The following is a 25,079-nucleotide window of genomic DNA, read 5'->3' on the forward strand; positions in this document are numbered from 1 at the left end:
CCGGACGACCCGGGTACGCAGCGCGACCGTGCCCCGCGCGGTGGCGGAAGTTTGCCTGCCCGTCACCCGTGATCCGCTCCCCGGTCGACGGCGGAGCGATGAACTGCGTTCGTCCGAACCTTCCGCACTTTGGAACACCGCCGCACGCCCGACCCACCGCGGCGCGTGCGAGCGGCTCGGCACACCCGTAGCACCACCTCCGTGCGAACCCCTCGCACGGACACATCCGAAAGGGCACTTCGTGTCGGCCTCCCCCCAGCCTCCCTCCGGCGTGTCCCGCCGCCGCCTGTTCCAGCTCGGCGCGGGCGGCGCGGGACTCGCCGTCGCCGGCTCGCTCCTGCCGCCGTCCGTGCAGCAGGCCCTCGCCTCCCCGCCCCGACGCGGCGGGTTGAAGGCGATCAAGCACGTGGTCGTGCTCGTCCAGGAAAACCGGTCGTTCGACCACTACTACGGCATGCTGCGCGGCGTCCGGGGCTTCGGCGACCACAACGCGATCCGGCTGCGGGACGGGCACACCGTGTTCGAGCAGCCGGGCGGCCCCGCCGGTCGCGTGTTGCCGTTCTCGGTGCGCAAGGCGGCCCAGGAGGCGTCCAAGGACCTCCAGTACATCGGCGACCTCGACCATGGCTGGGACGGCGGCCACAAGGCGTGGAACGACGGCTGGAACGACGGCTGGATCGGCGCCAAGACGCCCGCCACGATGGCCTACTACGACCGCACCGACCTGCCGTTCCACTACGAGCTGGCGGACACGTTCACGATCTGCGACGCGTACCACTGCGCGCTGCCGTCCTCGACGTCGCCCAACCGCAACTACCTGGTCAGCGGCTACACCGGCTACGAGCCCGGCAGCAGCACCCGGCGCGCGATCGACAACGCCGCCTACTCCGAGGACACCCACGCGGGCTACGCCTGGACCACCTACGCCGAGCAGCTCCAGCGTGCGGGTCGGTCCTGGAAGGTCTACCAGGAGTGGGACAACTACCAGGACAACAACCTGGAGTTCTACGTCTCCTTCAAGCAGGTCGCCCGCAAGGCGCTGGCCGCCGCCGGCGACTTCAAGAGCCTGGACAAGTTCTACGGCAAGCTCCGCAAGCTGCCGGCCGCCGAGCAGGAACCGCTGCTGGCCAAGCTGGAGCAGGGCGTCGCCGCGCTGCCGGCCGCCGACCGGGAGCTGTACGAGCGGGGTCTGCGTCGCGGCCGGCCGCACTCGCTGGCGGACTCGCTGCGCGCCGACATCGCGGCGGGCACCCTGCCCGAGGTGTCCTACCTGGTGCCCTCGGCGGCCGACTCCGAGCACCCGGGCGCGTCCTCGCCCGCCGCCAGCGCGACACTCACCTACCAGGTGCTCGACGCGATCGCCTCGAACCGGGAGATCTGGGACTCGACCGTCGTCCTGCTGACGTTCGACGAGAACGACGGCTTCTTCGACCACGTGCCGGCGCCGTGCCCGCCGGAAGGGGTCCAGGACGAGTACTACAACGGCCTGCCGATCGGGTTCGGCGCCCGCGTGCCGATGATGGTGGTGTCGCCGTGGACCGTGGGCGGCTACGTCTCCTCGGAGATCTTCGACCACACCTCGGTCACCCGGTTCCTGGAGACCTGGACGGGGGTGCGCGCGCCGGACATCAGCGAGTGGCGACGGACCGTCTCCGGTGACCTGACCGGCGTCTTCGACTTCGATCGGGCCCGCCGCTCGCACGTACCGCCGCGCCCGGCCCCGGCCCCGGCGTTCACCTCGCGCTGGCGGCCCACGCCGCCCGCCGACCAGAAGTTGCCCGAGCCCGAGCGCGGTCGCCGCCCGGCTCGCCCGCTGCCGTACCAGCCGGACGCGTCCGCCCGGCTGGACGCGGGGAAGCGCACGCTGACGCTCGACCTCGCCAACGGCGGGCAGTCCAGCGTGCACCTCCAGTTGTTCCCGTACACGGGCGACCTGCCCAAGCCCAAGCACTACGACGTGCGCGGGCGGCGCTCGGAGACGATCGCGCTCAAGGGCGACCGCTACGACCTGACGCTGGTGGGCCCGAACGGCTTCCGCCGCGAGTTCGCCGGCGCCACCGCGACGGCGGGCGTCGAGGTCACCTCGCGGATCCGGGGCACGGGCCGGGTGCTGGATCTGGAACTGGCCAACCACGGCCGCCAGTCGGTGACCTTCAAGCTCACCCCGAACGCCTACGGTCAGGGCTGCTCCGACCGTGAGCGTACGATCACCCTGAAGCCGGGTCGGGACCGTACGGTGCACTGGTCGACGGGTTCGGCCGACGGCTGGTACGACGTCACGGTGACGATCGAGGGCTCCGACGGCTTCAGCCGACGCCTGGTCGGCCACATCGAAAACGGCCGGGAGAGCGTCAGCGGCTGACCGACGGGTCGCGGCGGGGCCCCGCACCAGCGCGCACGTCCCGGCGACTTCCCCACGCCGGGACGTGCGTTCCCGCACGCCGCCGGCGGGCGAAGGCGGCGACCCCGCCGGCCACGAGCGGTTCGTGGTCGGCGGGGCCGGGGGCTGCCGTGCCTTCGGATCGGTGTTTCGGGTCAGCGGATCGTCCTGAAGATCGGTGCCCGGTCGGTGACGCCGGCCAGGCCGTTCTGCCACAGGTACTCGACGGTGCTGCGTTCCTGGGCGTCCGGATTCGGGTTGGTACAGGACGGGCCCGGGCCGCCGCCGGACATCAACTCGCTGCACGGACCGGAGTAGTCGTCCGGCAGGCCGAGCACGTGGCCGGTCTCGTGCGCGGTGACGCGGACCGAGTAGTACTCCTGGTTCTGGGCGTAGTCCAGGAAGATGTATCCCTGGCCGTGTCCGTCCGTGTCGGCGTACGAGCCCTGCGGGTCGTCGCCCTCGTAGTAGGCGAAGTCGGCGTTCCCGCTGCTCTCGCTCAATTGCACGTTGCCCACCGAGTCGTTCCAGATCTGGGCGCTCTGCGCTATCTCGGACGCGAAGGACGGCGCCTGACTGGCGTCGTAGGTGATGGTGACGGTCTGCAGGCCGGGGTGGGTGGCCTGCTTGGCCTGCACGGACTTCATCACCGCGGCGAAGAACGCCTTGTTCGCGGCCTCTTGGGCGGGCGAGCCCGCGTAGGTCGAGGTCGCATGGTGCCGGGGGGCGGCATGGGGGGCGGCCTGGGACGGAGCAGCGGCGGCGGGCACCGCCATCAGGGCGGCGACCAGGCCGAGGGCCGGCACCGCCGAGAACACCGTCTTGCGACGATTCATGGGGAGACTCCATTCGTGCCGGTGGATCCCCGGTCGCCGGTGGGACACCGGGCACACTCCGGGGGGACTCCGGTCAGGCCGAGTGTGTCCCCGCCGGCAAGCGGCGCGGATGATGCCAGCCGGTGATAGCACGATCCGATCCGGGGCCCTGCCCCCTCGTGCCGACCCCCGGGGGCGCGCTCACGCCCGGAGCGGCAACACCGCGCGGGCGCGGACGAGTTGCCCGTACGGCTCGGCGGTGCCAGCGGGCAGTGTGGCCAGCCACAGCACGTCGTCGGCGGCGCGCTCGACCGCCGCGTCCCGCTCGGCGGGCTCCATCGGTTCGGCCGGATCCGCGCGGCACACGCTCGCGGCGTTGACGAGGATGTCGCGCCGGGAGGCGTCCTCGGTCAGCTCTCGGGCCAGGATCCGCATCGCGGCGACCCGGCCGATCATCGACGGGACGCCGATCCACGCCGGCCAGCCTTCGGCCGCCGCCCGCCCCTCCTCGACGGCGCGCACGTAGTCGTCCATCACCTCGGCCAGGTCGGCCAGGCTCGCCCGCTCCACGTCGAAACGCGCGCGCAGCCGGTACGGCAGATGCCGCAGTTCGCCGAAGTCGCCCGCCAGGAGTACGAATCGGGCCCCGTCGCGCAGCAGCGGCCGGAACGCCTCGATCAGCCGGTGGGTGTCGTGGTTGTCGGTCCGTACGTAGGACCCGACCTGGTCCTGGTTGCGTACCCCGAAGGCGATCCGGGCGGCGGCGCCGGCGATCACCACGTCCACGCCACCGTGTCGGGCGCCGAGGGTGTCGGCGAGCGTGCCGACGCCGGCCGGATCGTCGGGTGCCAGGGTCGCCGACCTGGGCGCGAACCCCTCGGCGCGCAGCCGGGCGACGGCGGCCCGCCCGCGTTCCGGGTCCGGGGACGTCAGGTAGACCACGCCGTCGTCGCCGAGGCGGCGGCACAGCCCGCGCACCAGCGCGAGGCCCAGCGCGCCGGTCGCGCCGGTGACGAGCGCGGTCTTGGCCATGGTGATCCCCGATTCCCTGTTCGAGCGTTCCGCTCGGCGTATCTCTACGATCGTGCCGGGGCGGCGCCCGAGCAACGACGATGCTCGCAACCCCGGTTAACCCAGGGGTTACCGATGACGAGAGGGAACCGGGAATCGAGACCGGCTGCGATCGGCCGATCCCACCGGGCACCGCAGGGCGCCGCACGGCGTGACCGGGCACAGCGACGAACGGCGGGGGCGTATGGAGCTGCGGGACATCGAGATCTTCCTGGTGCTGGCGGAGGAGTTGCACTTCGGCCGCACCGCCGAGCGGTTGCTGGTCTCCTCCGCCCGGGTCAGTCAGGCGATCAAACAGCAGGAACGCCGCATCGGCGCCCCCCTGTTCGAGCGGACCAGCCGACGCGTGGCGCTGACCCCGATCGGCCGGCAACTGCGCGACGACCTCGCGGTGGGCTACCAGCGCATCCAGGACGGGATCGAGCGGGCCGCGGCGGCGGCGCGCGGCCTGTCCGGGACGCTGCGGCTGGGCACCATGGACGCGACACTGGCCGAGATCCCCGACGTCCTGGACACCTTCCGGACCCGGCATCCCGATTGCGAGCTGCGCATCCGCGAGGCGCACCTCGGTGACCCGTTCGGGCTGCTGCGCAGCGGTGAGGTCGATCTGCAACTGGTCTGGCTGCCGGTCGAGGAGCCCGATCTGACGGTGGGTCCGATCGTGCTGACCGAGCCGCTGGTGCTCGCGGTGTCGGCCCGGCACGAGTTCGCCGGGCGTACCTCCGTCTCGCTCGAAGACCTGGCGATCGGGCCGGTGTTCCGGATCGACGACTCGGTCCCGGCGTACTGGGCCGAGGCGATCAATCCGAGCCAGACGCCCAGTGGCAGGCCGATCCCGCGCGGCCCCGCCAGCACGACGGCCCAGGAGACGCTGACCGCGATCGCGGCCGGCCTGGCCATCTCGCCGGTGCCCCTGCACGCGGTCAAGTACTTCCCGCGCGGCGACATCGCCTACATCCCCATCGACGACGCGCCCACCCTGGCGTGGGGCCTGGTCTGGCGCACGGCCGCCTACTCGCCCCTCGCCCAAGCCTTCACCCGCGCCGCCACCGACACGCTCGCGGCCTCGGCCGAGCCGGGCAAGGGCCGGGCGAGCGCTACCCCCCGGCCCTGACCCTCCCTCTGCCCTCCTGCTCCGGGCTCGCCGAGCCCCTTCGGCTCGCCGAGCCCGCCACCGCTCGCGGCATCGCGACCAGCGCCGACACCGCCGCGCCGGCCACGCACCCCGCGGCCACGGCGAACGCCGCGGCGTACCCGTCGGCGAGCGCGGCCGGTGTCGGTGCACGATCGCCGGCGCGCGCGGCCGTCGTCGAGGCCGCCACCGTGCTCAGCACCGCCAGGCCCACGGCGCCGCCGACCTGCCGAACGGTGTTGAGCAGCCCGGCCGCCACGCCGCCTCGGGCGGGCGGGACCCCGGCCGTTGCGGCCAGCGTGATCGGCGTGAAGGCCGCCGCCGTCCCGATCCCGAACAGCGCTCCGGGAATCGCGATGGTCGACCAATACGGGCCGTCCGGGCCGGTGGTCGCGCCCGCCGCCAACCCGGCCAACCCCAAGGCGCCCAGCGCGCAATACAGCGCGACGGCCCCTCGCGGGCCGAGCCGAAGGCTGAGCGGCCCGGCGGTACGCGCCCCGATCATCATGCCGAGGCCGATCGGCAGGAAGCCGGCCCCGGCCCGCAGCGGCGCGTAGCCGTGTACGTACTGCAGATCGAACGACAGGAGGATCAGCGTCGCGACGAACCCCAGGGTCAGCAGGAACATCACCGCGTTCGCGCTGCGCACCGACCGGAGCCGGAACAGTCCCGGCGGCAGCAGCGCGTCCGCGGCCCAACGCCCCTGATGCACCACGAACAGGCCGAGCACGAGCAGCCCGCCGGTCAGCACCGGCCACACCGACGGGCTCGCCCACGCCGCGCTTTCGGAGCGCATCACCGCGAACACCACCGCCGCCGACCCGGCGGTGACCAGCGCCGCGCCGACCACGTCGAGCCGTCGGCGCCCGCCGGTACCGCCCGCACTCGGTGCGAGCACGCCCGGCGTGACGAGCACGGCGGCGATGCCCAACGGCACGTTCACCAGGAACACCCACCGCCAGCCCAGCCACTGGGTCAACACCCCGCCGAGCACCGGCCCGGCTGTGGCGGCGATCCCGCCGACCGCACTCCAGGTGCCCAGCACCCGGGCACGACGCGGCCCTTCGGGAAAGGTGGCGGTCAAAGCGGCCAGCGTGGCGGGCATCAGGAACGCCGCCCCCAGCCCCTGCGCCGCCCGGGCCGCCGACAACATCGCGGGCGATACGGCCAGGCCGCAGAACAGGCCGGCGGCGGTGAAGAACGCCATGCCGAGGCACAGGATCCGGCGCAGCCCGTACACATCACAACACCGCCCGCCCAGGAGCAGGAACCCGGCGAAGGCGAGCGTGTAGGCGTTGACCACCCACGGCAGCGCGGCGGCGGAGTAGCCGAGGTCGACCCGGATGTCGGGCAGCGCCACCGACACGATGGTCGCGTCCAGGACCACCACGAACGTGCCCGCACAGGCCAGGACCAGCACCAGGCGCTCGCGCCGTCGCTCGGTCCGCTGCTCGATCGAGGGTGTGACGTCGGCTTTCATCGATCCTCCCCAGGCGTGCGTGATCGACCGGCGCGCCGCCGATGCGGACCTTCGCGCTCGGGGCCGGATCACGTGGGATCGACCTTGCCTTCTCAACCCGGGTTGAGGTCAACTGAACCGATGAGCGACACCTTGGTACCGGTGGGCAACGTCGCCGACCGCTTCGACCTGCCGATCTCGACGCTGCACTACTGGGAGCGCCGCGGGCTGGTCACGCCGCACCGGCTCGCGGGCCGGCGGTACTACGACGCCGAACAGCTCTACCGGATCGCGCTGATCCGGCTGTGGCGCGACACCGGGTTGATGTCGTTGGACGAGATCGCCGCCGTCCTGGCCGGCCGCACCGCGACCCACACCTGGCGGGACACCGTCACCTCCAGGATCGCCGCCCTCGACGCGCAGATGCAGCGACTCGACACCGCCCGCGGCTACCTGCACTACATGCTCGAATGCACCCGCGACAATCCGGCCGCCGACTGCCTCCAGTTCCGCAAGGAGGTCGTGGTGCCCGCCCCGAAGGACTCGACGGCAGGACCCACGACCGGCGCACCGCCGAGCTCGTGAACCCGGGCGCACCCGGGTGCGCGGGCGGCGCCCTCCGCGCGCGACGGCGCGCGGGAGCCCGACCCGCGAACGCCTTCCCGCGCAGTGGGAGGGACCGCGGACTACCGCCCGGGCAGCACCCATTCCCTCGGGTCGCCGTCGGGGCGGCGGACGGTGCCGGCGGCGAGGTCCTGGAAGCCGGCGAGGCGGTTGCGGACGGAGTCGGCCACGTAGTCCTCGATGGACGCGGCGAGCCCGAGCCCGATCAGCGCGCGCACACGTTCCACCGCTTCGGGAGACAGGTTGACGCGGACCTCGGCCCCACCGGCACGGGTTGATTCGATACTCATCCGCCGGACGCTACCGCGCCCCACCGACACCACCGCCTCGTCGCCGGCCGGTTCCCGGGCGGCGGCCCCACTCGTCGCGAGGCCACCGCGCGTTCACCGGGATCAGCGGGGCGAGTCCCGGTGTCGGGCCAGTTCGAACTCGATGAAGGCCGCGATCATCGCGCGCCAGACGGCCTCGGCCACCTCCGGGGCCAGGCCCTCGACCGTCGCCCGTTCCCGGGCGGCGGCCACCACCTGTTCCACCCGGTCGGGGGCTCGTACCGCCGCCTCGTCGGCCTTGAAGTCGGCTGCCGCGCGCACCAGTTCCTGGCGTCGCGCGAGCAGCCGGGTCAGCTCCAGGTCGAGCGCGTCGATGCGGGCCCGAACGTCGGCGAGATTCTCGGGATCGGACATGCCCGCATCATCGCAGCAGGCCCGACGCACTCCCGGCACGGCCCCGGACCCGCGCGGCCGAGACGACGGCCGCTCCGGCTCGCCCGGCGCCACGACGCGGGTTCCCGTGGGAAGTGCGCCACCGGACGCCCGCCCCGAAGCATCTGCCCGATCCCGCCCGTGCCGTCGCGGCGCGCCCGACCGTCCCGGGGCCGGTGGCGCCGACTCGCCTACACTCCGGTTGTGTCCGACCTGACCTCCCCGCCCCCGCCTCCCCCGCCCGGCGACGACGCACTCGACGCGGTCGCGGTGCTCGCCGACCCGGTACGCCGGGCGCTGTACCGCCACGTCGCCGCGGCCCAGGGGCCCGTCGGACGAGCGGCGGCGGCCGACGCGGTCGGGATCCAGCGCACGCTCGCCGCGTTTCACTTGGACAAACTGGTCGAGGCACGGCTGCTGAGTACCGAATTCGCGCGGCCGGCGGGTCGCAGCGGCCCGGGTGCCGGTCGACCGGCGAAGTTGTACCGGCGCAGCGCCGTCGAGACCAGCGTGAGCCTGCCGCCGCGGGCCTACGACACGGCCGGGCAGATCCTCGCGGACGCGGTCGAGCGGGCGGGTGCGGATCGGGCGGTGCGCGGGGCCGCCTACGACACCGGACTGGTCGCCGGGCGCACGCTCGGCGGGCCGCCGGCGGAGGGCGCCGACGAGCACGATCGGGTGGTCGCCGCGCTGACGGCACGCGGATACGAACCGGTCCCGGCGGCGGCCGACGAGCCGCACGGCGCCTCCCGGATCCTGCTCCGGAACTGTCCCTTCCACCAACTGGCCGAGGATTTCCCGCCGCTGGTGTGCGGCATGAATCTGGCGCTCCTCGAAGGGCTCCTGGACGGTCTGGGCGCGTCCGGATACCGGGCCGGGCTGGACTCGGTGCCGGGTCGCTGCTGCGTGGTCGTCGAACGGGCGACGGGGGCGAACCAGGAGGGCTCGACCGGATGATCCGCACGCACCGGGTGTCGCGGACGGTTCCGCGACGGATCCCCCGGCAAATCCCGGGAGCGGCCCGCGAATCTCTAAAAACAATTCTCATTGACATAGAGCTCGGCGCCTGGTGAGGTGATCCCATGCCTTCGACCCACCACATCGCCCAGTTCAACGTCGCCCGCATGCTCGCCCCGCTGGACACCCCGACGATGGCCGAGTTCGTCGCCGGCCTCGATCCGATGAACGAACTCGCGGACCACGCGCCCGGCTTCGTCTGGCGGCTGAAGGGCGAGGACGAGGGTGCCCGCGACGCGACGGACATCCGTCCGTACGACGCCGACACGATCGTCACCATGTCGGTCTGGGAAACCCCGGACCAGCTCTGGGAGTTCGTCTACCGCAGCGGCCACCTGGAATACCTGCGCCGCCGCCAGGACTGGTTCGCGCACATTGCCGAGATGTCCCAGGTCCTGTGGTGGCTCCCGGCCGGCATCATCCCGACCTCCGCCGACGGCCGGACCCGGCTGGACCATCTGCGCGAACACGGCCCGACCCCGTACGCCTTCACCTTCCGCAACCGCTTCCCGGAGCCGGCCCCGTCGTCGACACCGGCCCTGCAGCCGGCCGACATCGCCTGACCGAGCGATCCGCGCCCGAGCCCAGGCCCGGGCGCCGCGACATCAGGGCGTCAGGGCCGCGTCCACCGCCTTGGTGTCCCAGTAGAACGGGCGAATCTCGGTGATCAGGCCGTCCCGAACGGTGATCATCTGCATCACCCAGGTGTCCAGGACCCGCCCGGTGGCCCGTGCGGTCAGCAGGCCCCGGTTCAGGATCGCCACCGACTCCCCGTCGACCGCGAAGCGCTGTTCGAGGAACTCCATCTCCCGCCACGCCTCGCTCATCGCGGCCATGAAGTCCTCGATCCCGCTCGGACCGTACCGGGGCCCGCCGTAGGGCAGGCCCGGGGCCTGGTACATGACCACGTCCGGCGCGAGACACGCGGCGAGTTCGGCGAAGCTCGCCCTGCCTCGACCACCGGCGCCGATATAGGCGGCCTCGGCGGCGAAGAACGCCTCCAGGACGGCACGCGCATCGTGTTCGGGTCGGGGTGCGGGTTCGGATCCGGGCTCGGGTCGGGGCATGGACGCGGACTCGGTCGTCCTCGTCGGGGCCGTCCTGTCGAAACTCATGAACCCATCGTGACGACTCGAACCACCCATCCGCCGGCGGCAATCGGTCGTCACGCTTCGCCGCCGCCACCCTCCGTGCGGTGTGCCCGGCGTCACACGGAACCTTTTCGGGCCGGGCGTCCTCTTCCCGACGACCGGCTGACAACTCGTCAGCCCGGAGAGGGGACCGCGTCGTGGACATCACCACCGGAGCCGCCGGAGGCACCGAGCCTGCCGAAGGCACCGAACCGGCCGAACCCACCCGACCCGACGGAACCGCCGCGCCGACCGCCTCCACTGCCACCGCCGGCGTTGCGAGACGCGCCGGCACGGCGGTGGCCGCGCTGCTCGCCGCCGATGCCCTCCTGCACGCGTTCTGGGCGACCGGCTCGACCTGGCCCGCCGACGGCACCGAGGCACTCTCCCGCGGGCTGCTCAACGCCGACGTCCCGTTCACCCCGCGCACCCTGCTGCCGCTCTGCGCGCTGCTCGGCACCGGCGCCGTCGGCGTGTTCGCGCACAGCCGGGGTCGAGGCGGCCGGGTCGGCGCGCTGATCACCGCGGCGGTCGCCGCCGGACTCGCGATCCGGGGCACCGTGGGCCTGGTCTGGGCGGCGGGCATCGGGACCGACCCGGACAGTACGTTCCACCGCCTCAACCTCGCCGTCTACACGCCGGTATGCCTGACCTTCGGCTACGCGGCGGCGCGCCTGGCCCGGACCGGCTTCCGCCCGACGTCGAGCCGAGCGCCCCGGCCCCGGGCCACCGGGAGATGATCACCACCGTGCCGGATCGCCGAACCGAAGACCCGAGCCGGGACCCGACCCGGGGTCGGGCCGAGGACCGCGTCGCCCGCGCCGCCGACCGGCGCACCCGCGGCGTCGCCCTCGCCCGCGCCGCCCGTCGCGGCGACACCCTCGCGATGAGCGACCTGCTCGACCACCTGATCCCCTACGTCTCCGCCATCTGCGGTCCGATCGCCCCGGACGCCCGTCAGGACGCGGTCCAGGAGACGCTGGTGGTGGTCTTCCGCGCGCTGCGCAACCTCGACGAACCGGAGGCGCTGTACGGCTGGGTCCGGGCGATCGCCGTGCGCGAGGCGATCCGGATCGCCCGCCGCGCCGGGCGCGACACCCCCGTCGAGGCCACCGAACCGCCCGCGCCCGGCGACCCGCAGTTGGCCACCGACATAGACGACGTACTGGGCAGGCTGTCGCCCGAGCACCGCGCCGTCCTGGTCCTGCGCGACGTCGAGGGTTTGGACGAACAGACCGCCGCCGACCTGCTCGGCGTCCCCGAAGGCACCGTCAAGTCCCGGTTGCATCGCGCCCGGGCGGGATTCCGAAGGATGTGGACGGCGTGACCGAGCCACTCGACCCCGACAACACCGAATCGCCCGACGGACAACCCGCCGAAACGACACCGGCGGCAGGCGAGGCCACCGGCATCCGGCCGGTCCACGTCGACGCGGTGGCCCGGCTGCGGGCGCTGACCGCTGGCATCGCGGGTGCCCGGGTGGTCGAGGGTGTGCTGCCCGCGCCGTTCGCCGAGGTCTGGGCGGTGATGGGCGACCTGGAGCACGGTTTCGGCCGGTTCCAGCCGGACATGCGCCGGGTCCGGGTGTCCCGGCGCGACGGCGATCGGGTCGAGGCCCACGCGCGCAGCCGCTACGGCATGCGGGCCCGCTTCGACGGGATCCTGCGCCCGGGGTGGTGCTGGCTGCAGAGCCGATTCGTGATCATCGGCATGGCCGCGGTCGCCGAGCACGACACGACCCGGGTCGCGCTCACCGGTGGGGTCCGGGTACCGGGTCGAGCCGCCATCGTGCCGATCGGCGCGGAGCGCGAACTACGCCTGGCCCTGGCCCGATTGCACACGACGGTGAAGGCCGGCTGAGCGAACCGCCCACGATTTCGCCGCGTTCCGCGTTCCCGCGCCGGCGGCGCCACGTCAGCCGCGCAGCGTGGCGGCGGCCTTGAAGGTGCGCAGCACCGGCGCGGTCTCGATGCGGGTGATGGCGTCCAGGGCGACCCGGCGAATCAGGTAGTGGTGCAGGGCCTCCGCGTCGCTGCACAGGGCGTGTGCGACCAGGTTGGTGGGGCCGGTCGTGGCGGCGACGACGGCGAGTTCCACGTGACCGGCCAGCTCGGTGGCGACCTGGTCGAGGCGGCTGGGCGCGACCTGCATCCACAGCAGCGCGGACACGCCGGCGCCGAGGAAGGCCGGTTCGATGTCGATGTCGAAGAACAACGCGTCGCGCGAACGCAGTCGGCTCAGCCGGCGGGCCACGGTGGCGGGCGTGGAACCGGTCGCGGCGGCCAGGTCCGCGTAGCCGGCCCGGGCGTCCTCGCGCAGCGCGGCCAGCAGGCACAGGTCGGCATCGGTGAGCGGGTACGGGTCGCCGTCTGCGGCGTCGGCGGCCGGGGCGTCGTGGGCGCGCAGCCGGGCCTGCTGTTCGGGGGTGAGGGTGCCGACCCGGCCGCGCCACGCGGTGGGCCCGCCCAGGTAGGTGTGCAGCAGGTAGTGCGCGGAGACCGCGGTGATGCCGGCGGTGCGTGGGATGTCGCGCAGCAGGAGGGAGTGCGCGTCCGGGCCGCCGGGCGCGGTGTGGATGATCGCGACGATCTCGGTGCCGCCGGAGGTCAGCCGGACCCATGCGGTGTCGGGGCGGCGAGCCAACGCGACGGCGATGTCGTGCGCCGTGCGGGTGGCCGCGGTCAGGCGGACGAACCACTGGTGGGCGCGGGTGCTGCGCGGGGTCGGCAGGGCGACCACCCGCAGGCCGGCTTCGGCGTGCAGGCGGCGGTAGCGACGCACCACGGTTTGGGTCGAGGAGTCGAGGACGTCGGCGATGAGGGTGAACGGAGCGCGGGCATCGACGTGCAGGGCGTGGATCAGGCCCCGGTCGAGATCGTCCAGTTCGAGCATGCTCCTCAAAATATCCGACTCGGATGGATGAAATCATCGATCCGAGCACCAAAAGTGGAACAGGATCCGGACGCCGGACCAGGGTGATGTCAAGCAGGACGCCGGGACGTCGACCGGCGCGGCACACCACTCACGGGGGATCCCATGACCGAGCACGCCAGCACGCCCGCCGGCGGCACCGCCACCCACGACACCCCGGCCGCGCCACCGGGCCCGCCGGCCCCCGTCGCCTACCGCCGGCGGTGGACGGCCCTGATCGCGCTGCTCACCGCCGAGGCGATGAACCTCCTCGACGCCACCATCGTCCAGGTCGCCGGCCCCGTCATCCACGCCGATCTCGGCGGCCCCGCCGCCGCGATCCCCTGGTACAGCGCCGCCTACACCCTCACCTTCGCCCTCGGCCTGCTCATCGCCGCCCGCCTCGGCGACATCGCGGGCCGCCGCCGGGTGTTCCGCATCGGCGTCACCGCGTTCGCCCTCACCTCGCTGGCGTGCGCGCTCGCCCCCACCGCCGGTGTCCTGATCGGCGTACGCGCGGCGCAGGGTGCCGCCGCCGCCCTGATCATCCCCCAGACGTTCGGCCTGATCCGCGCCATGTTCGACGGCCCCGAACTGCCCAAGGCACTGGGCACCATCGGCCCGGTCATGGGGCTGTCCGCGGTCCTGGGCCCGGTCCTCGGCGGTGTGCTCACCCACGCCGACCTGTTCGGCACCTCGTGGCGCGCGGTGTTCCTGGTCAACCTGCCGCTCGCGGCCGCCGCGCTGGCCATCGCCCCGCAGCTGCGCGAGGACCGCGCACCGGTACGTCCCCGCCTCGACCCGACCGGCACCGCGTCGGCCATGGTCGGCATCGCCCTGCTGGTGTGCCCGCTCACCGCCGGCACCGGCGCACCGGGTCCCGGCGCCTGGGCCGCCGCGGCGCTCGGCGCCCTCGTACTGATCGTATTCACCGCCCACCAGCGCCGCGCCGCCGCGGCCGGCCGCACCCCGCTGGTCGAGCCGTCCCTGCTGCGCGGCCGTGTCTTTCCCGCCGCGCTGGCCACCTCCACGCTGTTCTTCGCCGTCATGAACGGCGTCATGATCACCGTGGTACTGCATCTCGAACTGGGCCTGGGCAACGGCCCGCTCGCCGCCGGCCTCACCCTGCTGCCCTGGTCCGCCGGCCTGGCCGTCGCCTCCTGGGCCGCCGGCAGCCGACTGCTCCCCCGCTACGGCACCCGCGTCCTGCACGCCGGCATCGGCTGCCTCGCCGCCGGCATCGCCGCCGCAGCCCTGGCCTACCGGGTCGCGCCCGCCGGCCACTACCCACTCGGCCTGCCCTTCGCCCTCGCCCTGGCCGGCCTCGGCGTGGGCCTGTTCACCGCGCCGTTCTTCACCACCGCGCTGCGCCACGTCTCGCCGCAGGAGACCGGCTCCGCGGCCGGACTGCTCAACGCCGCCCAACAACTCGGCGGCACCCTCGGCGTCGCCGTCGTCGGCGGCATCTACCTGACCGGCCACGGCTCCGGACAGGCCGCGGGACCCAGCGCACAACACGCCCTGGCGGCAGCCGCCGCACTCCTCGCCGCAACCGTCCCGACCGCCTACGCGATGACCACCCACCGCCACGGCCGAACCGCTCCAACCCCAACGACCAACGAAACCCCCTGACCCGACTCGGCCGGGGCGTGTTGCGCGCTCGGCCGGGCCGAGCGCGCCGCCGCCGTCGGCCCACCCCGGCCGCCGGTCCCGCCGCGCCGTCCGACGCGCAACTTCCGTTGGCCACAAGGGACTCGCCAAGCGACGGTCCGTCGACGCACCGGGTCTCACCCGTCGGCGCCCACCCACCCGACCTACCGCCCCACGATCGTGCCGGGCGGACTGCCTTGGGACGCCGCCGAACGCACGCTCGCCTACGACGCGTTGGGTTGACTGAACCGAGCGAGGAGCCCGAAGGGCGGATGCCGGGGTCGTGGTACCCGACGGGAGACCCAAGACATGCTCTAGGCCAACCCCAACTCCCCGACCATCTCGTCCCCGCGCAGCTCGCCCGTCAGGCGGAAGCCGAGCCCCAGGTAGAAGCCCTCGGGACCGCCTTCCCCCGGATGCCAGGTGGCGGTCAGGCGCGTACCGCCGCGACGGCGGATCTCGGCGGCCACGGACTCGACGGCGAAACGCCCATAGCCCCGGCCCTGTTCGCCGGCCGCGATGTTGAGCCGCCACAACCCCGAGCGAACATCGGGGCCCGCGCCGTCCTCCGCGAAATCGATGTCGAAGAAGGCCATCACAAACCCGACAGCTCGATCACCGTCGAAGATGAGGCGAGGCCAAGCGTTGTCCGGATACACATACGCCTGAGCCAGGGATTTCACAACCGGCGCAACCAAGTGCTCCTGATCGGGCCGAACCTTCAACCCCATCGCAACATCGACGTTGTCCGCCGTAACCGCACCCAACCGAAGCGCGCTCGTCATCCACCCACCGTAAACCGACCGTCAACCACTTCCCCACCCCACCCACAGAGCAATCGGCCACGGGATCCACGCTTCACAACCTCCACCGCACCCTCGCCCCCGCGCACCCACCGGACCGCAACAAGGTCGCCCGCCGGCCGGCCGAGGCAGCAAGCCCAAGCCATGGCCCCACCAGCTCGCTCCCGCGTCGCGGTCCCGAACCTCCCCCGCCCACAAGGGAATCCGCACGCGGCACCCGACCTTGATCCACTTCCGGTCCGAGTTGCTGCCCGTGGGCCTCCGGACGCCCGTCGGCGACACGTTCGGCGTTTCGGAAGGCGCGGGCGGGCTGATGGTCACCGCGCCCGGGATCGTTGCGGCGTTCGCTGCGCCGGTGATCGCCGTGTCGGCCGGCGGGGTGGATCGCCGGGTGTTGCATCACCAACCCGGCCGACCTGCACAACCCGGTGGCCTTCGGCTACAGCCACATCGTCGAAGCCCCCAACTCCGACCTGGTCATCATTGCCGGCCAGTACGGCTCCGACCCGACCGGCGCCGTCGAATCGGCCGGCTTCGCGGCCCAGGTCGAACGCTCCTTCGCCAACCTGGGCACCGCCCTCGCCGCGGCCGGCCTGGGCTTCCGGGACGTGCCCGCCTCGGCACCTACATCGTGGATCACGACCACGCGAAGCTCGAAGCCCTCCTCGCGGTGATCACCCGCTTCTGGGACGACCGGCCGCCGGCCCAAACCCTGCTCGGCGTCGCCGCCTTGGCCCTCCCCGACATGCTCTTCGAGGTCGACGCAACAGCGGTCCGCCCACAGCCGCCCGCCCAATGAGTCCAATTGGACTCACCACCCACGACCCACGCGTTGGACCCACCGCCCACGACCCACGCGCCGACCGCCCCACCGCGCGCACCTCAGCGGCGGGGTTCGACCCTCAGGTCACCGCGGGTCAACGCGAAGGTCGTGTCCCGGGCGAGCATGGCGTGCGGGAAGCCCGGGTCGATCGCGCTCGCCGCGTCCAGCCGGGCCGCCTGGGCGGCGGTGAAGTCGACCCCCAGCGCGCCCAGATTGTCCTCCAGTTGCGCGGAAGTGCGCGCGCCGATGATCGCTGCCGTCACATCCGGGTTCCGCAAAGTCCAGGCCAGCCCGACCTGGGCGGGTGTGTGGCCGGACTCTGCGGCAACCTCCTTCACGACGTCCACGATCGCGAGGTTGCGTTCGGTGAGCGCGCCATTGGCGATGGTGACGCTCCTGCGGGTGCCGTCGCCGGTTGCGGTGGTGGCAGCGGCGTTCAGGTCGTCGCGGCCGTACTTGCCGGTGAGCACCCCGCCGGCCAGCGGCGACCACGGAATCACCCCCAACCCCATCTCGCGGGCCATCGGGATCAGGTCGCGTTCCCCGGTGCGCTCGATCAGGTTGTACTCGATCTGCAACGCGACCAGCGGCGACCAGCCGCGCAGGTCGGCGATCGCCTGCATGCGCGACACCTGCCAGGCCGGGATGTTGGAGATCGCCACGTACAAAACCTTGCCCTGCCGAACCAGATCGTCCATCCCGCGCAGGATCTCCTCGACCGGCGTCGTGAAATCCCACAGGTGCAGGTAGAGCAGGTCGATGTAGTCCGTATTCAACCGCCCCAGACTGGATTCCACCGACGAGAACAGAGCCTTGCGGTGGTTGCCCCCGGAATTGGGATCGCCGGGCCGCCGCAGCGTCGAGTACTTCGTCGCCAGCACCAGGCTTTCCCGGTTGTCGCGGGTGAACTCGCCCAGCAGGCGCTCGGAACTGCCACCGGTGTAGGTGTCGGCGGTGTCGATGAAGTTGCCGCCGTGCTCGATGTAGCGCTCGAACAACCTGCGCGACTCGTCCCGCTCGGCGCCCCAGCCCCACTCGGTGCCGAAGGTCGCCGCACCCAGGGCCAGCGGTGAGACCCGCAGCCCGGAACGGCCCAGCAGCCGGTAGCTGTCGAGGGTGAGTGACATCGTGTCCTCCTGTGCTCGTGATCCGTCGTCGAGAATCAGTCTGTGGACGCCGCGAGCCGGGGATAAGGGAAGGAACTTCCTGGGAAGGCCGGTCCCACCCTGGATGTACGCTCGACGGTGATGACCCGCACCATGGATGCGACACACGAACTGGCCGCGTTCCTGCGAACGAGGCGCGAACGCCTGGACCCGGACGATTTCGCGCTGCCGTCACGTCGGCAGTCCCGGCGAACCCCGGGATTGCGCCGCGAAGAGGTCGCCGAACTGGCCGGGGTCAGCATCGACTACATCGTGCGACTCGAACAGGGCCGCGGCCTGCGGCCCTCGGTGGACGTACTGGAAGCGCTGTCCCGAGCGCTGCGCCTGGCCCCCGATGAACGCGCCTACCTCTTCGACCTGGCCCGGCACCGCCCCCGCAAGGCCGAGAAGCTCGCCACCGCCGCAGCACCGCCGCTGGCCCGCCTGGTCGCCGACCTGGCGCCGCTGCCGGCCATGCTGCTGAACCACCGCTACGACATCCTGGCCTGGAACAACGAAATGGCCAGGCTGCTGGTCGACTTCGCCGCCCTGCCGCCGTCGCAGCGCAACACGATGTGGCTGTGCCTGATGCATCCGGAGATCCGCGAGTTCTACGTCGACCGCGAACGCGTAGTGCGGGAGGGGATCGCCCACCTGCGCGCCGCCTGGGCCGCACATCCCGAGGATCGGGCACTGACCGACCTCATCGCCGAATTCACCGCACACGACGAGGAATTCGCGCGACTGTGGGACGAACAGGACGTCCGGGTCAACGGCCGAGGACACAAACTGATGCGACACCCCGACGTCGGCGCGATCGCACTGCACTTCGAAGTACTCACCCCGCTCCAGGACCAGGACCAACGTCTGGTGATCTATCGCGCCGCAGACGACGAAAGCCAGTCCGCACTGAACCGCCTGTCCGCACGGTAACCGCGACCCCTCCCACCCCCACCCACGCCCCAACCGAGCCGGCCCCGGCGAAGGTCCAGCGGCTGGTGGGCCGGGCGGTCACGGACTCCGAGGCCCGGTTCTGCCGCACCAGAGTGAGCGAATCTCGCATACACCCGCTCCCGGCCGCAGGGCCCTCGCAGTGCGCCGAGTTGAAGACCGGTCCCCGGGCGCCGAGGCTGGAGAGCCTGCTCGCTGAGGTGAACAAGCTGGAGCAGGTGCGGTGGCTGGAGCTGCCCACGGACCAATTCGCGGACGTGCAGGAGAAGCTGCTGGAGTCGTGGCGGGCGCCGGGCGTTGAAGGAGTACCCGGCGAATCCGGAGCGAATGAAGCCCGCCCGCAGCCTCACGCTCCCGGCCGCGCTGTGCCATGTGCGGCAGACGGAGATCGCCGACTCGCGGGTGGACCCGCTCATGCAGCTCGTGCCGAAGATCAACACGCGGGCAGAGCGGAAGGTCGACAGGGAGCCGAATGCCGAGCTGAGGAAGGATCCGGGGCAAGGAGGGCATGCTTGCTGCGGGTTGCCGGGCCGGCATTGTCCGAGCCGTCCGGCACGGTGCGGCGGGTGATCTACCCGGTGGTCGGCGGGGAGACAACGCTTGAGCCCTGGCTGCGGAGGTTGCGACGAACGAGGCCCGTACAAGGCGCGGGTTCGCACGGTGCTGTGGTCGTCGTACTCGGCACACTGGCGGCGAATGCTCTCGCCGCTGCCGGGTGCGCTGGAGCTGGAGTGCAACAACCCGCGTACCGGCCGGTGATGGATGCGATCGACCTGCTCAAGCTGTATCCGAAGCAGCCGTTGAAGGAGGGGCGTTCATCGATCCGGCACAAACGGTGCCGCTTGCGGGGGTAATGCCCGGGCTGTAGCGGTCGGTCGTGGTGAACGACAAGGGTCGGGTCGAGCGCATCCCGTACGAGCTGTACATCCTGATCGCGCTGCGGGACGCGGTGCGCCGGCGCACAACTGCCCACCAGGCGCCGCGGCCCCGGAGCTGCCGGTCGTTCTCGACATGCCAGGCGAGCTCGCGGACTGCCTCCGCACCAGCGACCCGGAGCCCGCCGAGCGGGCCGCACGACCAAGGCGTGACCGTACGGCGGCGCGGCCGGGACAGCACCCCGCGCGTCACCGCTGTGCCCTCGACCCACCACCAACTCCTCGGCCACTGCCAACCGCTCGACAGCCCCTCGGCCAAGCCGCCGCTGTCGCCTTGCACCCCGAAAGCACCCGGAAGCGGCCGAGCCGGCCGGCCACCGGCTGCCATCACGCGGCGTACTCAGGTATCGCCACTACCGCTCGCCGGACCACTGGAAGTCGAGGCCACCCCCTTCAGCCCGTCCACGGTTGACTCGGCGACACTCGCGCCAGGCATCTCCGCGCCAAGGGCCTCCCCGCTCGTGGACCGGGTCGACCACGACCGAGCCGGCCGAGGGTGCCTGCCCGTAGGCACCCTCGGCCGGCGAAGTGCTCCGCACTCGACCATCACGCGGCGATCGGGTCGCCCGCCGCTACACCGCAGGCGGGCAGCCCGGTGGCGGCATCAGAATCCCGGCGGACGGCGGAACCCGCCGATCACCTCCGCAAGGCGCTGCACGAACCGGACCGCGGTGCGGTCGTGCAGGTACGGCGCGATCACCTGAATGCCGACCGGCAGCCCGTCCCGGGTCGTCCCGACAGGCGCCACCGCCGCGGGCAGATGGTTGACCGACGACGGCGCCATCCACGTGAGCATCTCGCGATACGGCCGCTCGGCGCCGTCGACCCGCAGTGTTCGGACCGACCAGCTCGGATCGGGTCGATGGTCGTGGGGGAAGGCAGCCGTAGGACTCACCGGGCACAGGAGCACGTCGACGTCGCGGAAGAACTCGGCCCAGCGGCGGCGGGAGTGCTGCCGCCGTTCGTCGAGCGCGTGCCAGTCACGGAAGCTGACCGTCAGGTCCGACGCGAACCCGCCCGCGGCCCCTTCGGCCGCGGCAAGGTCCACAAGCCCGGCGTACGACTCGTCCGGCTCGACCAGCCCGCTCTGCGCCATCAGCAACGGCTGATAGAGAGCCATCGTCTCGTCGAGCCCGACCGGCCCCTTGCCCTCGACCACGGCGGCGCCCTCGGCCCGAACGGCCTCCAGCACCGCCTGCATGATCTCGACCAGCTCGCTGTCGACGGGGCAGAACGGGTCGTCGAGCCATGCCGCAACCCGGAACTCCCGCAGCGAGTTCGCCCTGGCGGCGGGCAGCTCCAGTCGCCATGCCGGGGCGCGGTCGTGGTCAGCTCCTGCGAGCACGTCGAGACCCAGGTCGAGGTCATCGGCGTGCCTGCCGAGCGGGCCGAGTACCGCCATGTCGAAATCGGCGAGCGTCCCGGGAGCATGTCCAGAGACACTCCCGTACCTCGGCACGATCCCGAACGACGGCCGCAGCCCGTAGACGCCGCAGAAGTGGGCAGGCACCCGAATCGAGCCTGCCGTGTCGCCGCCGAGTTCCAGTCCGGTCAGTCCCGCGGCGAGTGCCGCGGCGGATCCACCGGACGAACCGCCCGGTCCGCGGGTCGGGTCCCACGGATTGTTCGTGGTCCCGTAAATCTCGTTGTAGGTCTGCCAGTCCCGGGCGTCGGGCGGCATGTTGGACTTGCCGAACACGATCGCTCCGGCGTTCCGGATCCGCGCGACCGACTCGGCGTCGTGCGTCGAGACGTGATGTCCCCAGCGGGTCGAACCTCCGGTGGTCCGCATGCCCGCAACCTCAAGACTGTCCTTGATCGTCACGGGGACACCGTGCAGGCGGCCCAGCGGCTCACCGCGGGAGAGCGCGTGGTCGGCCGCCAGCGCCGCAGCCCTCGCACCCTCCTCGTCCTGGGCGACAACGGCGTTCACCTGCGGACCGAGCTTCTCCACCCGGGCGAGGTAGTGGTCGAGCAATTCGACGCTCGACACCTCCTTCGCCGCGACGGCGGCAGCGAGCTGACCTGCGGAGCTGAATGTTAGATCGGTCATGCAAACCTCCAGGTAAAGCCTGATCCACGGCAATCACTCACCGTAAGAACAGTCTATGGAATCGTTTCATCATGGTGGGCCAAAAGTGTGAGGGACATCACAGTCAAGTGCGAGGGCGGCAGAGCCCTTGCATTTTTCGGATGACCCTGCACCCAATGACCTGCGCATTCGTGGAATCCGGGGTCGTCCGCATCACCGGCCGGGTCGGCTGTTCACCGACCCCGCCTACGACTTCGACCCCAGCAACGACTACAGTGAGTGACCTCGGCGGCTCCGAGCCCGCAGCGCAATGCTCGGCTTGGCCCCGGACAATCGGAGGTCTGAGCTTCTGCCGTTCACGCCAGGGAGCACGTGGCCGGCCTGGGTGGCGGGACGCTCGGGCGGTGCGGGCGAAGTACACGGCGGCGGCCTCCACGAAGGCGTCGCAGGCGCTTTTGGCGTCCTCGCAGGCCCTCGTCGCCTCGGCAAGGTTGGTGTCTGCCTCCAGCCGGTCGCGCCGCAACCACTCGCCGCGCACGGGCGGCCTCGGTGCGGCCGAGCAAAGCCCAGACGGTTCGCACCGGTCTGGGCCGTGTGCCGAAAGTGGATCTTGAACGTTGGATGATCACGGTTCATGGGGCGCGGAGATCTGACGGATGACCAGTGGGCGGTGCCGGAGCCGTTATTGCGGAAGGCGACGCGGACAGGACGACCGCCCGTCCGGCCTCGGCGGCGGCCGATCGACGGCATACGATTCCGGCTGCGCACCGGTGTTCCGTGCGGGACGTGCCCGTCGAGTACGGACCATGGGGCCGGGTCCATGACCTGTTCCGCCAATGGCAGAGGGACGGCACCCGGCACGGGATCTTCACGCGGCTACGGTCTCCGGCCGACGCGAAGGGTGTGATCACGTGGACCCTGAGCGTCGACTCCACGGTGCGCCGCGCTCATCAGCACGCGGCCGGGCCCCGCAAGCAGGGTGAACTGCGGAAGGAGAACCACCATGCGGGGTCGTCGCCGAGCCCGATGATCACGCCCTCGGACGCTCGCGCGGCGGCTTCACCACCAAGCCACACCCGGCCATCAAGCAGGGACAGAAGCCCATGCCCCTCGTGCTCACGGCAGGACGGCCCGGCAACCAGCAAGCTCGCAATCCGCCACGAGGCCACCGTCCTCGTAGCGGCCATCAACGAGTGGCTGTGACCGGCAGGTGTCCCTAGAGCTCGTAGTCCTGGGCCAGCTCGTCCCAGCGAATGTTGCGAAGACCGGGATCGGCATCCTCGCCCGACAAGACATCCGTCGTGGCCTGGAACCAGGCCACGACGAGAGCGGAGCGGTGCAGCACCGCGTCGAGTTCGGGGTCGACCACTGTAGAGCCGAAAACACCGATACACGCCACGGACGGCAGCACCTCAACGGGGCCGAAGGCACCGGCGGTCCGGTCCGGGTACTCGCGGGAGGGTGGAACGAGATGAACCGGCGCAAAGGAGAACGCATGCTCGGCCTGTCGCAGGAGGCCGCTGACCTTCATGTCGTTGATGCGCTGGCACGGATAGCCCTCAAGCATCCCTCCATAGGTCGTAGACATCCGCAGCTCGGTGAGCTCGATGGAGCGACCGGACGAGAGGGCTATGTGGCTCAGCGACATGCCGACACTCTATGTCGGTGCGTATCCCGACCCCACGCCACTGTTTCAACCGGTTGATGCAGCGTTCGACCGCGTTGCGCAGACAGTGGGCAGCGCGGCCGGTCACCCCGGCGGCCGCGTCGTGTGCGATCGGCTCGTTGGTCGGCGGGTTCCGGGATCACCGCGCGGATCCCGCGTCCGTGCAGGTGGGAGCGGATCGCCCGGGACGAGTACACGCGGTCGGCGAGCACGACGTCCGGGCGTACTCGTCCCGGGCGACCGACCGCGCACGGGACCCGGATCACGGCCATGACGTTCTCGAACCGCGGTGCGTCGCCCGCCTGTCCGGCGATCACGACGAACGCGAGCGAACGACACCGGCCGTCGGCCGCGTCGTGGGCTTTGATCGTCGGTCCACCGCGAGATCGCCGAGGGCATGCGCACGATGATCCGTCCACCGCCCGCCCGCCGAGGCGTGCGATCCGGCAACAACGGCTCGATCAGCTTCCACCGGCCATTGATCGAGCCCCCACGAACACCCACATCACATCAAATGACCATCCCATCCCGGACCCCGCTCTTGGCGGGAGCGGTTCGGCGCTTGGAGTGGGAGCACAGACGTGTTCTGCAGGACGCAGGCTGCGGTGGCGCCGCCGAAGTCCAAAGTCGGCTTGGACGCCGCAATCCGCCTGATGCCCGGGGTGTACCGGGCCTTGATACGGGAGCACGGAGTCGGATTCCGGGCGGTGAAGGCCGCGTTGGAGTCGGTCTGGCCGGAGCTGCGGAAAGCTGCGGACCAGCGCCGAGTCCTACCGGCTCGCCGGCACCGGGGCGGCGCGAGAACAGGCCGCCACCGCAGGCCCACCCCCGCCGACATCCGTCAGACCAGGCAGAACTCGTTTCCTTCCGGATCGCTCATCACCACGTGATCCGGCCTGCCCTGCAAATCGTCCTCCCGGACCACGGTCGCACCCGCAGCAGTCAACCGCTCCACCGCTTCCACCACACGTGGCCATCGCACCTCCCACGGTGTTTCACGACCGCCGCCGACCTGCACGTCCAAGTGCAGCCGGTTCTTCACAACCTTCGGCTCGGGCACCTGCAGGAAGGAGAGGTTGGGACCCACCCCGTCCGGATCCGAGAGGTACGCACCCTCATCCCACTCGTCCTCCGGGATCCCATGGTGAGCGAACCATTCCTCCCAACTCCCGAACCCTGTGGGCGCGGGCTTCTCCGCATAGCCCAAGGCAAGCGCCCAAAACCTGGCGAGCTTCGCTGGTTGCGCGCAGTCGATCGTCAGGCTCCACCTGATCGTCATGCGGCCCTCCCTGTCAGATACGGCGACGTTACCGCGCACCTCTGACACCTCCGGACGACTACGTCACCGGTGAGCCGTCATTGCTTGGCGGCCGGCCGGGTCTCTCACACTGGCTGAAAGGCATGAGAAAGTGTTTTCGACGACGCTCTGACCTGCGACGATGCCGTGTGTGCCGTTCTAAGAGGCCGAAACTGAGGGGCGCAGGGGATCATACCGACCACGGGCGGCTGCGGGCATACACAGGAATTCCCGCATATACGCAGGTCAGAGGGGGTCCGTCGGGCCCCGAGGGCAGGTCTCGGACCGATCCTGCCGAATCGTCACTCTCACGTGTGCCGGGCGGAGGCCGAAGGGTGCTTCGAGGTGGGTGGGGGCGCGAGGCGGTCGGGTGCGTTGGTGAGGTGCAGGCGCCAGGTGCGTTGGGGCGAGTGACGTCTCGCGGCTGATCGGTCCGGGACAACCTGCGAGTCGACACCGGGTCGGTTCGGCAGCGTGGGGGATTGCTTGCTTGAGGGCGGGACCCAAGAAATGTCGTCGTTCGGGAAAGCTCCCAAGC

General features: G+C 71.6%; 24 protein-coding genes and 2 pseudogenes. 13 read left to right on the forward strand and 13 right to left on the reverse strand.

The annotated features are described in order from the left end of the window. The first annotated feature begins 271 nt into the window (after positions 1 to 271). Positions 272 to 2,362, forward strand: coding sequence for a phosphocholine-specific phospholipase C (locus ABZ374_RS35160; RefSeq protein ID WP_360319135.1), 2,091 nt, complete (start codon positions 272 to 274; stop codon positions 2,360 to 2,362). A 173-nt stretch (positions 2,363 to 2,535) separates the two neighbouring features. Here ABZ374_RS35160 and snpA read toward each other — a convergent pair whose 3' ends face one another. Then, entirely contained in the window at positions 2,536 to 3,216 is a 681-nt protein-coding gene (gene snpA, locus ABZ374_RS35165) for a snapalysin (protein ID WP_360319137.1), read from the reverse strand. A gap of 180 nt (positions 3,217 to 3,396) precedes the next feature. Beyond that, positions 3,397 to 4,227, reverse strand: coding sequence for an SDR family NAD(P)-dependent oxidoreductase (locus ABZ374_RS35170; RefSeq protein ID WP_360319139.1), 831 nt, complete (start codon positions 4,225 to 4,227; stop codon positions 3,397 to 3,399). Between the two features lie 223 nt (positions 4,228 to 4,450). Between ABZ374_RS35170 and ABZ374_RS35175 the strand changes: the two genes are divergently transcribed. After that, the gene (locus ABZ374_RS35175) at positions 4,451 to 5,380 is read left to right on the forward strand and encodes a LysR family transcriptional regulator (protein ID WP_360319141.1); all 930 of its coding nucleotides are present in this window, start codon (positions 4,451 to 4,453) and stop codon (positions 5,378 to 5,380) included. Here the strand turns inward: ABZ374_RS35175 and ABZ374_RS35180 are convergent. Further along, positions 5,364 to 6,878, reverse strand: coding sequence for an MFS transporter (locus ABZ374_RS35180; protein WP_360319143.1), 1,515 nt, complete (start codon positions 6,876 to 6,878; stop codon positions 5,364 to 5,366). The two genes, ABZ374_RS35175 and ABZ374_RS35180, sit on opposite strands and share 17 nt — an antisense overlap. Before the next feature lie 120 nt (positions 6,879 to 6,998). Here ABZ374_RS35180 and ABZ374_RS35185 point away from each other — a divergent pair, with 120 nt between their 5' ends. Continuing rightward, complete coding sequence (locus ABZ374_RS35185) at positions 6,999 to 7,442, forward strand: MerR family transcriptional regulator (protein ID WP_360319145.1); 444 nt, start codon at positions 6,999 to 7,001, stop codon at positions 7,440 to 7,442. Positions 7,443 to 7,543: 101 nt separating this feature from the next. Here ABZ374_RS35185 and ABZ374_RS35190 read toward each other — a convergent pair whose 3' ends face one another. Further along, complete coding sequence (locus tag ABZ374_RS35190) at positions 7,544 to 7,771, reverse strand: hypothetical protein (protein WP_360319147.1); 228 nt, start codon at positions 7,769 to 7,771, stop codon at positions 7,544 to 7,546. Positions 7,772 to 7,873: 102 nt separating this feature from the next. Beyond that, positions 7,874 to 8,164: a chorismate mutase gene (locus ABZ374_RS35195; RefSeq protein ID WP_360319149.1), complete on the reverse strand. Its 291-nt coding sequence runs from the start codon at positions 8,162 to 8,164 to the stop codon at positions 7,874 to 7,876. Positions 8,165 to 8,386: 222 nt separating this feature from the next. On the opposite strand from ABZ374_RS35195, the gene ABZ374_RS35200 reads away from it, so the two are divergent. Together ABZ374_RS35200 and ABZ374_RS35205 are read left to right on the forward strand one after the other, a co-directional pair. Continuing rightward, positions 8,387 to 9,139, forward strand: coding sequence for a transcriptional regulator (locus tag ABZ374_RS35200; protein ID WP_360319151.1), 753 nt, complete (start codon positions 8,387 to 8,389; stop codon positions 9,137 to 9,139). 125 nt (positions 9,140 to 9,264) lie between these two features. Next, on the forward strand, positions 9,265 to 9,762 hold the full coding sequence (locus ABZ374_RS35205; protein ID WP_360319153.1) for a DUF3291 domain-containing protein: 498 nt from the start codon (positions 9,265 to 9,267) through the stop codon (positions 9,760 to 9,762). Between the two features lie 42 nt (positions 9,763 to 9,804). Here ABZ374_RS35205 and ABZ374_RS35210 read toward each other — a convergent pair whose 3' ends face one another. After that, positions 9,805 to 10,314, reverse strand: coding sequence for a nuclear transport factor 2 family protein (locus ABZ374_RS35210; protein WP_360319155.1), 510 nt, complete (start codon positions 10,312 to 10,314; stop codon positions 9,805 to 9,807). Between the two features lie 173 nt (positions 10,315 to 10,487). Here ABZ374_RS35210 and ABZ374_RS35215 point away from each other — a divergent pair, with 173 nt between their 5' ends. From ABZ374_RS35215 to ABZ374_RS35225, 3 genes are read left to right on the forward strand one after another with little or no spacing between them, the layout of a single operon-like run. After that, entirely contained in the window at positions 10,488 to 11,069 is a 582-nt protein-coding gene (locus tag ABZ374_RS35215; protein WP_360319157.1) for a DUF3995 domain-containing protein, read from the forward strand. A gap of 8 nt (positions 11,070 to 11,077) precedes the next feature. Then, positions 11,078 to 11,656 carry an RNA polymerase sigma factor gene (locus tag ABZ374_RS35220; protein ID WP_360319159.1) on the forward strand — a complete coding sequence of 193 codons (579 nt, stop codon included), beginning with the start codon at positions 11,078 to 11,080 and terminating at the stop codon, positions 11,654 to 11,656. After that, complete coding sequence (locus ABZ374_RS35225; protein ID WP_360319161.1) at positions 11,653 to 12,189, forward strand: hypothetical protein; 537 nt, start codon at positions 11,653 to 11,655, stop codon at positions 12,187 to 12,189. Before ABZ374_RS35220 ends, ABZ374_RS35225 begins: the two co-directional genes overlap by 4 nt. Before the next feature lie 54 nt (positions 12,190 to 12,243). Here ABZ374_RS35225 and ABZ374_RS35230 read toward each other — a convergent pair whose 3' ends face one another. Next, entirely contained in the window at positions 12,244 to 13,221 is a 978-nt protein-coding gene (locus ABZ374_RS35230) for an Lrp/AsnC family transcriptional regulator (RefSeq protein ID WP_360319163.1), read from the reverse strand. Positions 13,222 to 13,365: 144 nt separating this feature from the next. Here ABZ374_RS35230 and ABZ374_RS35235 point away from each other — a divergent pair, with 144 nt between their 5' ends. Next, positions 13,366 to 14,871: an MFS transporter gene (locus tag ABZ374_RS35235; protein WP_360319165.1), complete on the forward strand. Its 1,506-nt coding sequence runs from the start codon at positions 13,366 to 13,368 to the stop codon at positions 14,869 to 14,871. A gap of 332 nt (positions 14,872 to 15,203) precedes the next feature. Here ABZ374_RS35235 and ABZ374_RS35240 read toward each other — a convergent pair whose 3' ends face one another. After that, on the reverse strand, positions 15,204 to 15,674 hold the full coding sequence (locus ABZ374_RS35240; RefSeq protein WP_360319167.1) for a GNAT family N-acetyltransferase: 471 nt from the start codon (positions 15,672 to 15,674) through the stop codon (positions 15,204 to 15,206). A gap of 401 nt (positions 15,675 to 16,075) precedes the next feature. On the opposite strand from ABZ374_RS35240, the pseudogene ABZ374_RS35245 reads away from it, so the two are divergent. Beyond that, positions 16,076 to 16,491: pseudogene (locus ABZ374_RS35245) on the forward strand (RidA family protein). Positions 16,492 to 16,574: 83 nt separating this feature from the next. On the opposite strand, the gene ABZ374_RS35250 reads toward ABZ374_RS35245, so the two are convergent. Then, positions 16,575 to 17,642, reverse strand: coding sequence for an aldo/keto reductase (locus ABZ374_RS35250; RefSeq protein WP_360319169.1), 1,068 nt, complete (start codon positions 17,640 to 17,642; stop codon positions 16,575 to 16,577). Positions 17,643 to 17,762: 120 nt separating this feature from the next. On the opposite strand from ABZ374_RS35250, the gene ABZ374_RS35255 reads away from it, so the two are divergent. Beyond that, positions 17,763 to 18,593, forward strand: a complete 831-nt coding sequence (locus ABZ374_RS35255; protein WP_360319171.1) for a helix-turn-helix transcriptional regulator — start codon at positions 17,763 to 17,765, stop codon at positions 18,591 to 18,593. Positions 18,594 to 19,211: 618 nt separating this feature from the next. Continuing rightward, positions 19,212 to 19,370 carry a hypothetical protein gene (locus ABZ374_RS35260; protein WP_360319173.1) on the forward strand — a complete coding sequence of 53 codons (159 nt, stop codon included), beginning with the start codon at positions 19,212 to 19,214 and terminating at the stop codon, positions 19,368 to 19,370. A 780-nt stretch (positions 19,371 to 20,150) separates the two neighbouring features. On the opposite strand, the gene ABZ374_RS35265 is transcribed toward ABZ374_RS35260, so the two are convergent. Then, complete coding sequence (locus ABZ374_RS35265; RefSeq protein ID WP_360319175.1) at positions 20,151 to 21,632, reverse strand: amidase; 1,482 nt, start codon at positions 21,630 to 21,632, stop codon at positions 20,151 to 20,153. Between the two features lie 580 nt (positions 21,633 to 22,212). Here ABZ374_RS35265 and ABZ374_RS35270 point away from each other — a divergent pair. Continuing rightward, positions 22,213 to 22,485, forward strand: a complete 273-nt coding sequence (locus ABZ374_RS35270) for a transposase (protein ID WP_360319177.1) — start codon at positions 22,213 to 22,215, stop codon at positions 22,483 to 22,485. 309 nt (positions 22,486 to 22,794) lie between these two features. On the opposite strand, the gene ABZ374_RS35275 is transcribed toward ABZ374_RS35270, so the two are convergent. The 3 genes and pseudogenes from ABZ374_RS35275 to ABZ374_RS35285 form a co-directional block, all read right to left on the reverse strand. Further along, positions 22,795 to 23,226 carry a hypothetical protein gene (locus tag ABZ374_RS35275; RefSeq protein WP_360319179.1) on the reverse strand — a complete coding sequence of 144 codons (432 nt, stop codon included), beginning with the start codon at positions 23,224 to 23,226 and terminating at the stop codon, positions 22,795 to 22,797. A 13-nt stretch (positions 23,227 to 23,239) separates the two neighbouring features. Then, positions 23,240 to 23,644: pseudogene (locus ABZ374_RS35280) on the reverse strand (transposase); the annotation flags it as partial. Positions 23,645 to 24,085: 441 nt separating this feature from the next. Beyond that, positions 24,086 to 24,523: a VOC family protein gene (locus ABZ374_RS35285; protein ID WP_360319181.1), complete on the reverse strand. Its 438-nt coding sequence runs from the start codon at positions 24,521 to 24,523 to the stop codon at positions 24,086 to 24,088. Between the last annotated feature and the right edge of the window lie 556 nt (positions 24,524 to 25,079).

This window comes from Embleya sp. NPDC005971, assembly GCF_040629175.1.
Classification (GTDB): Bacteria; Actinomycetota; Actinomycetes; order Streptomycetales; family Streptomycetaceae; genus Embleya.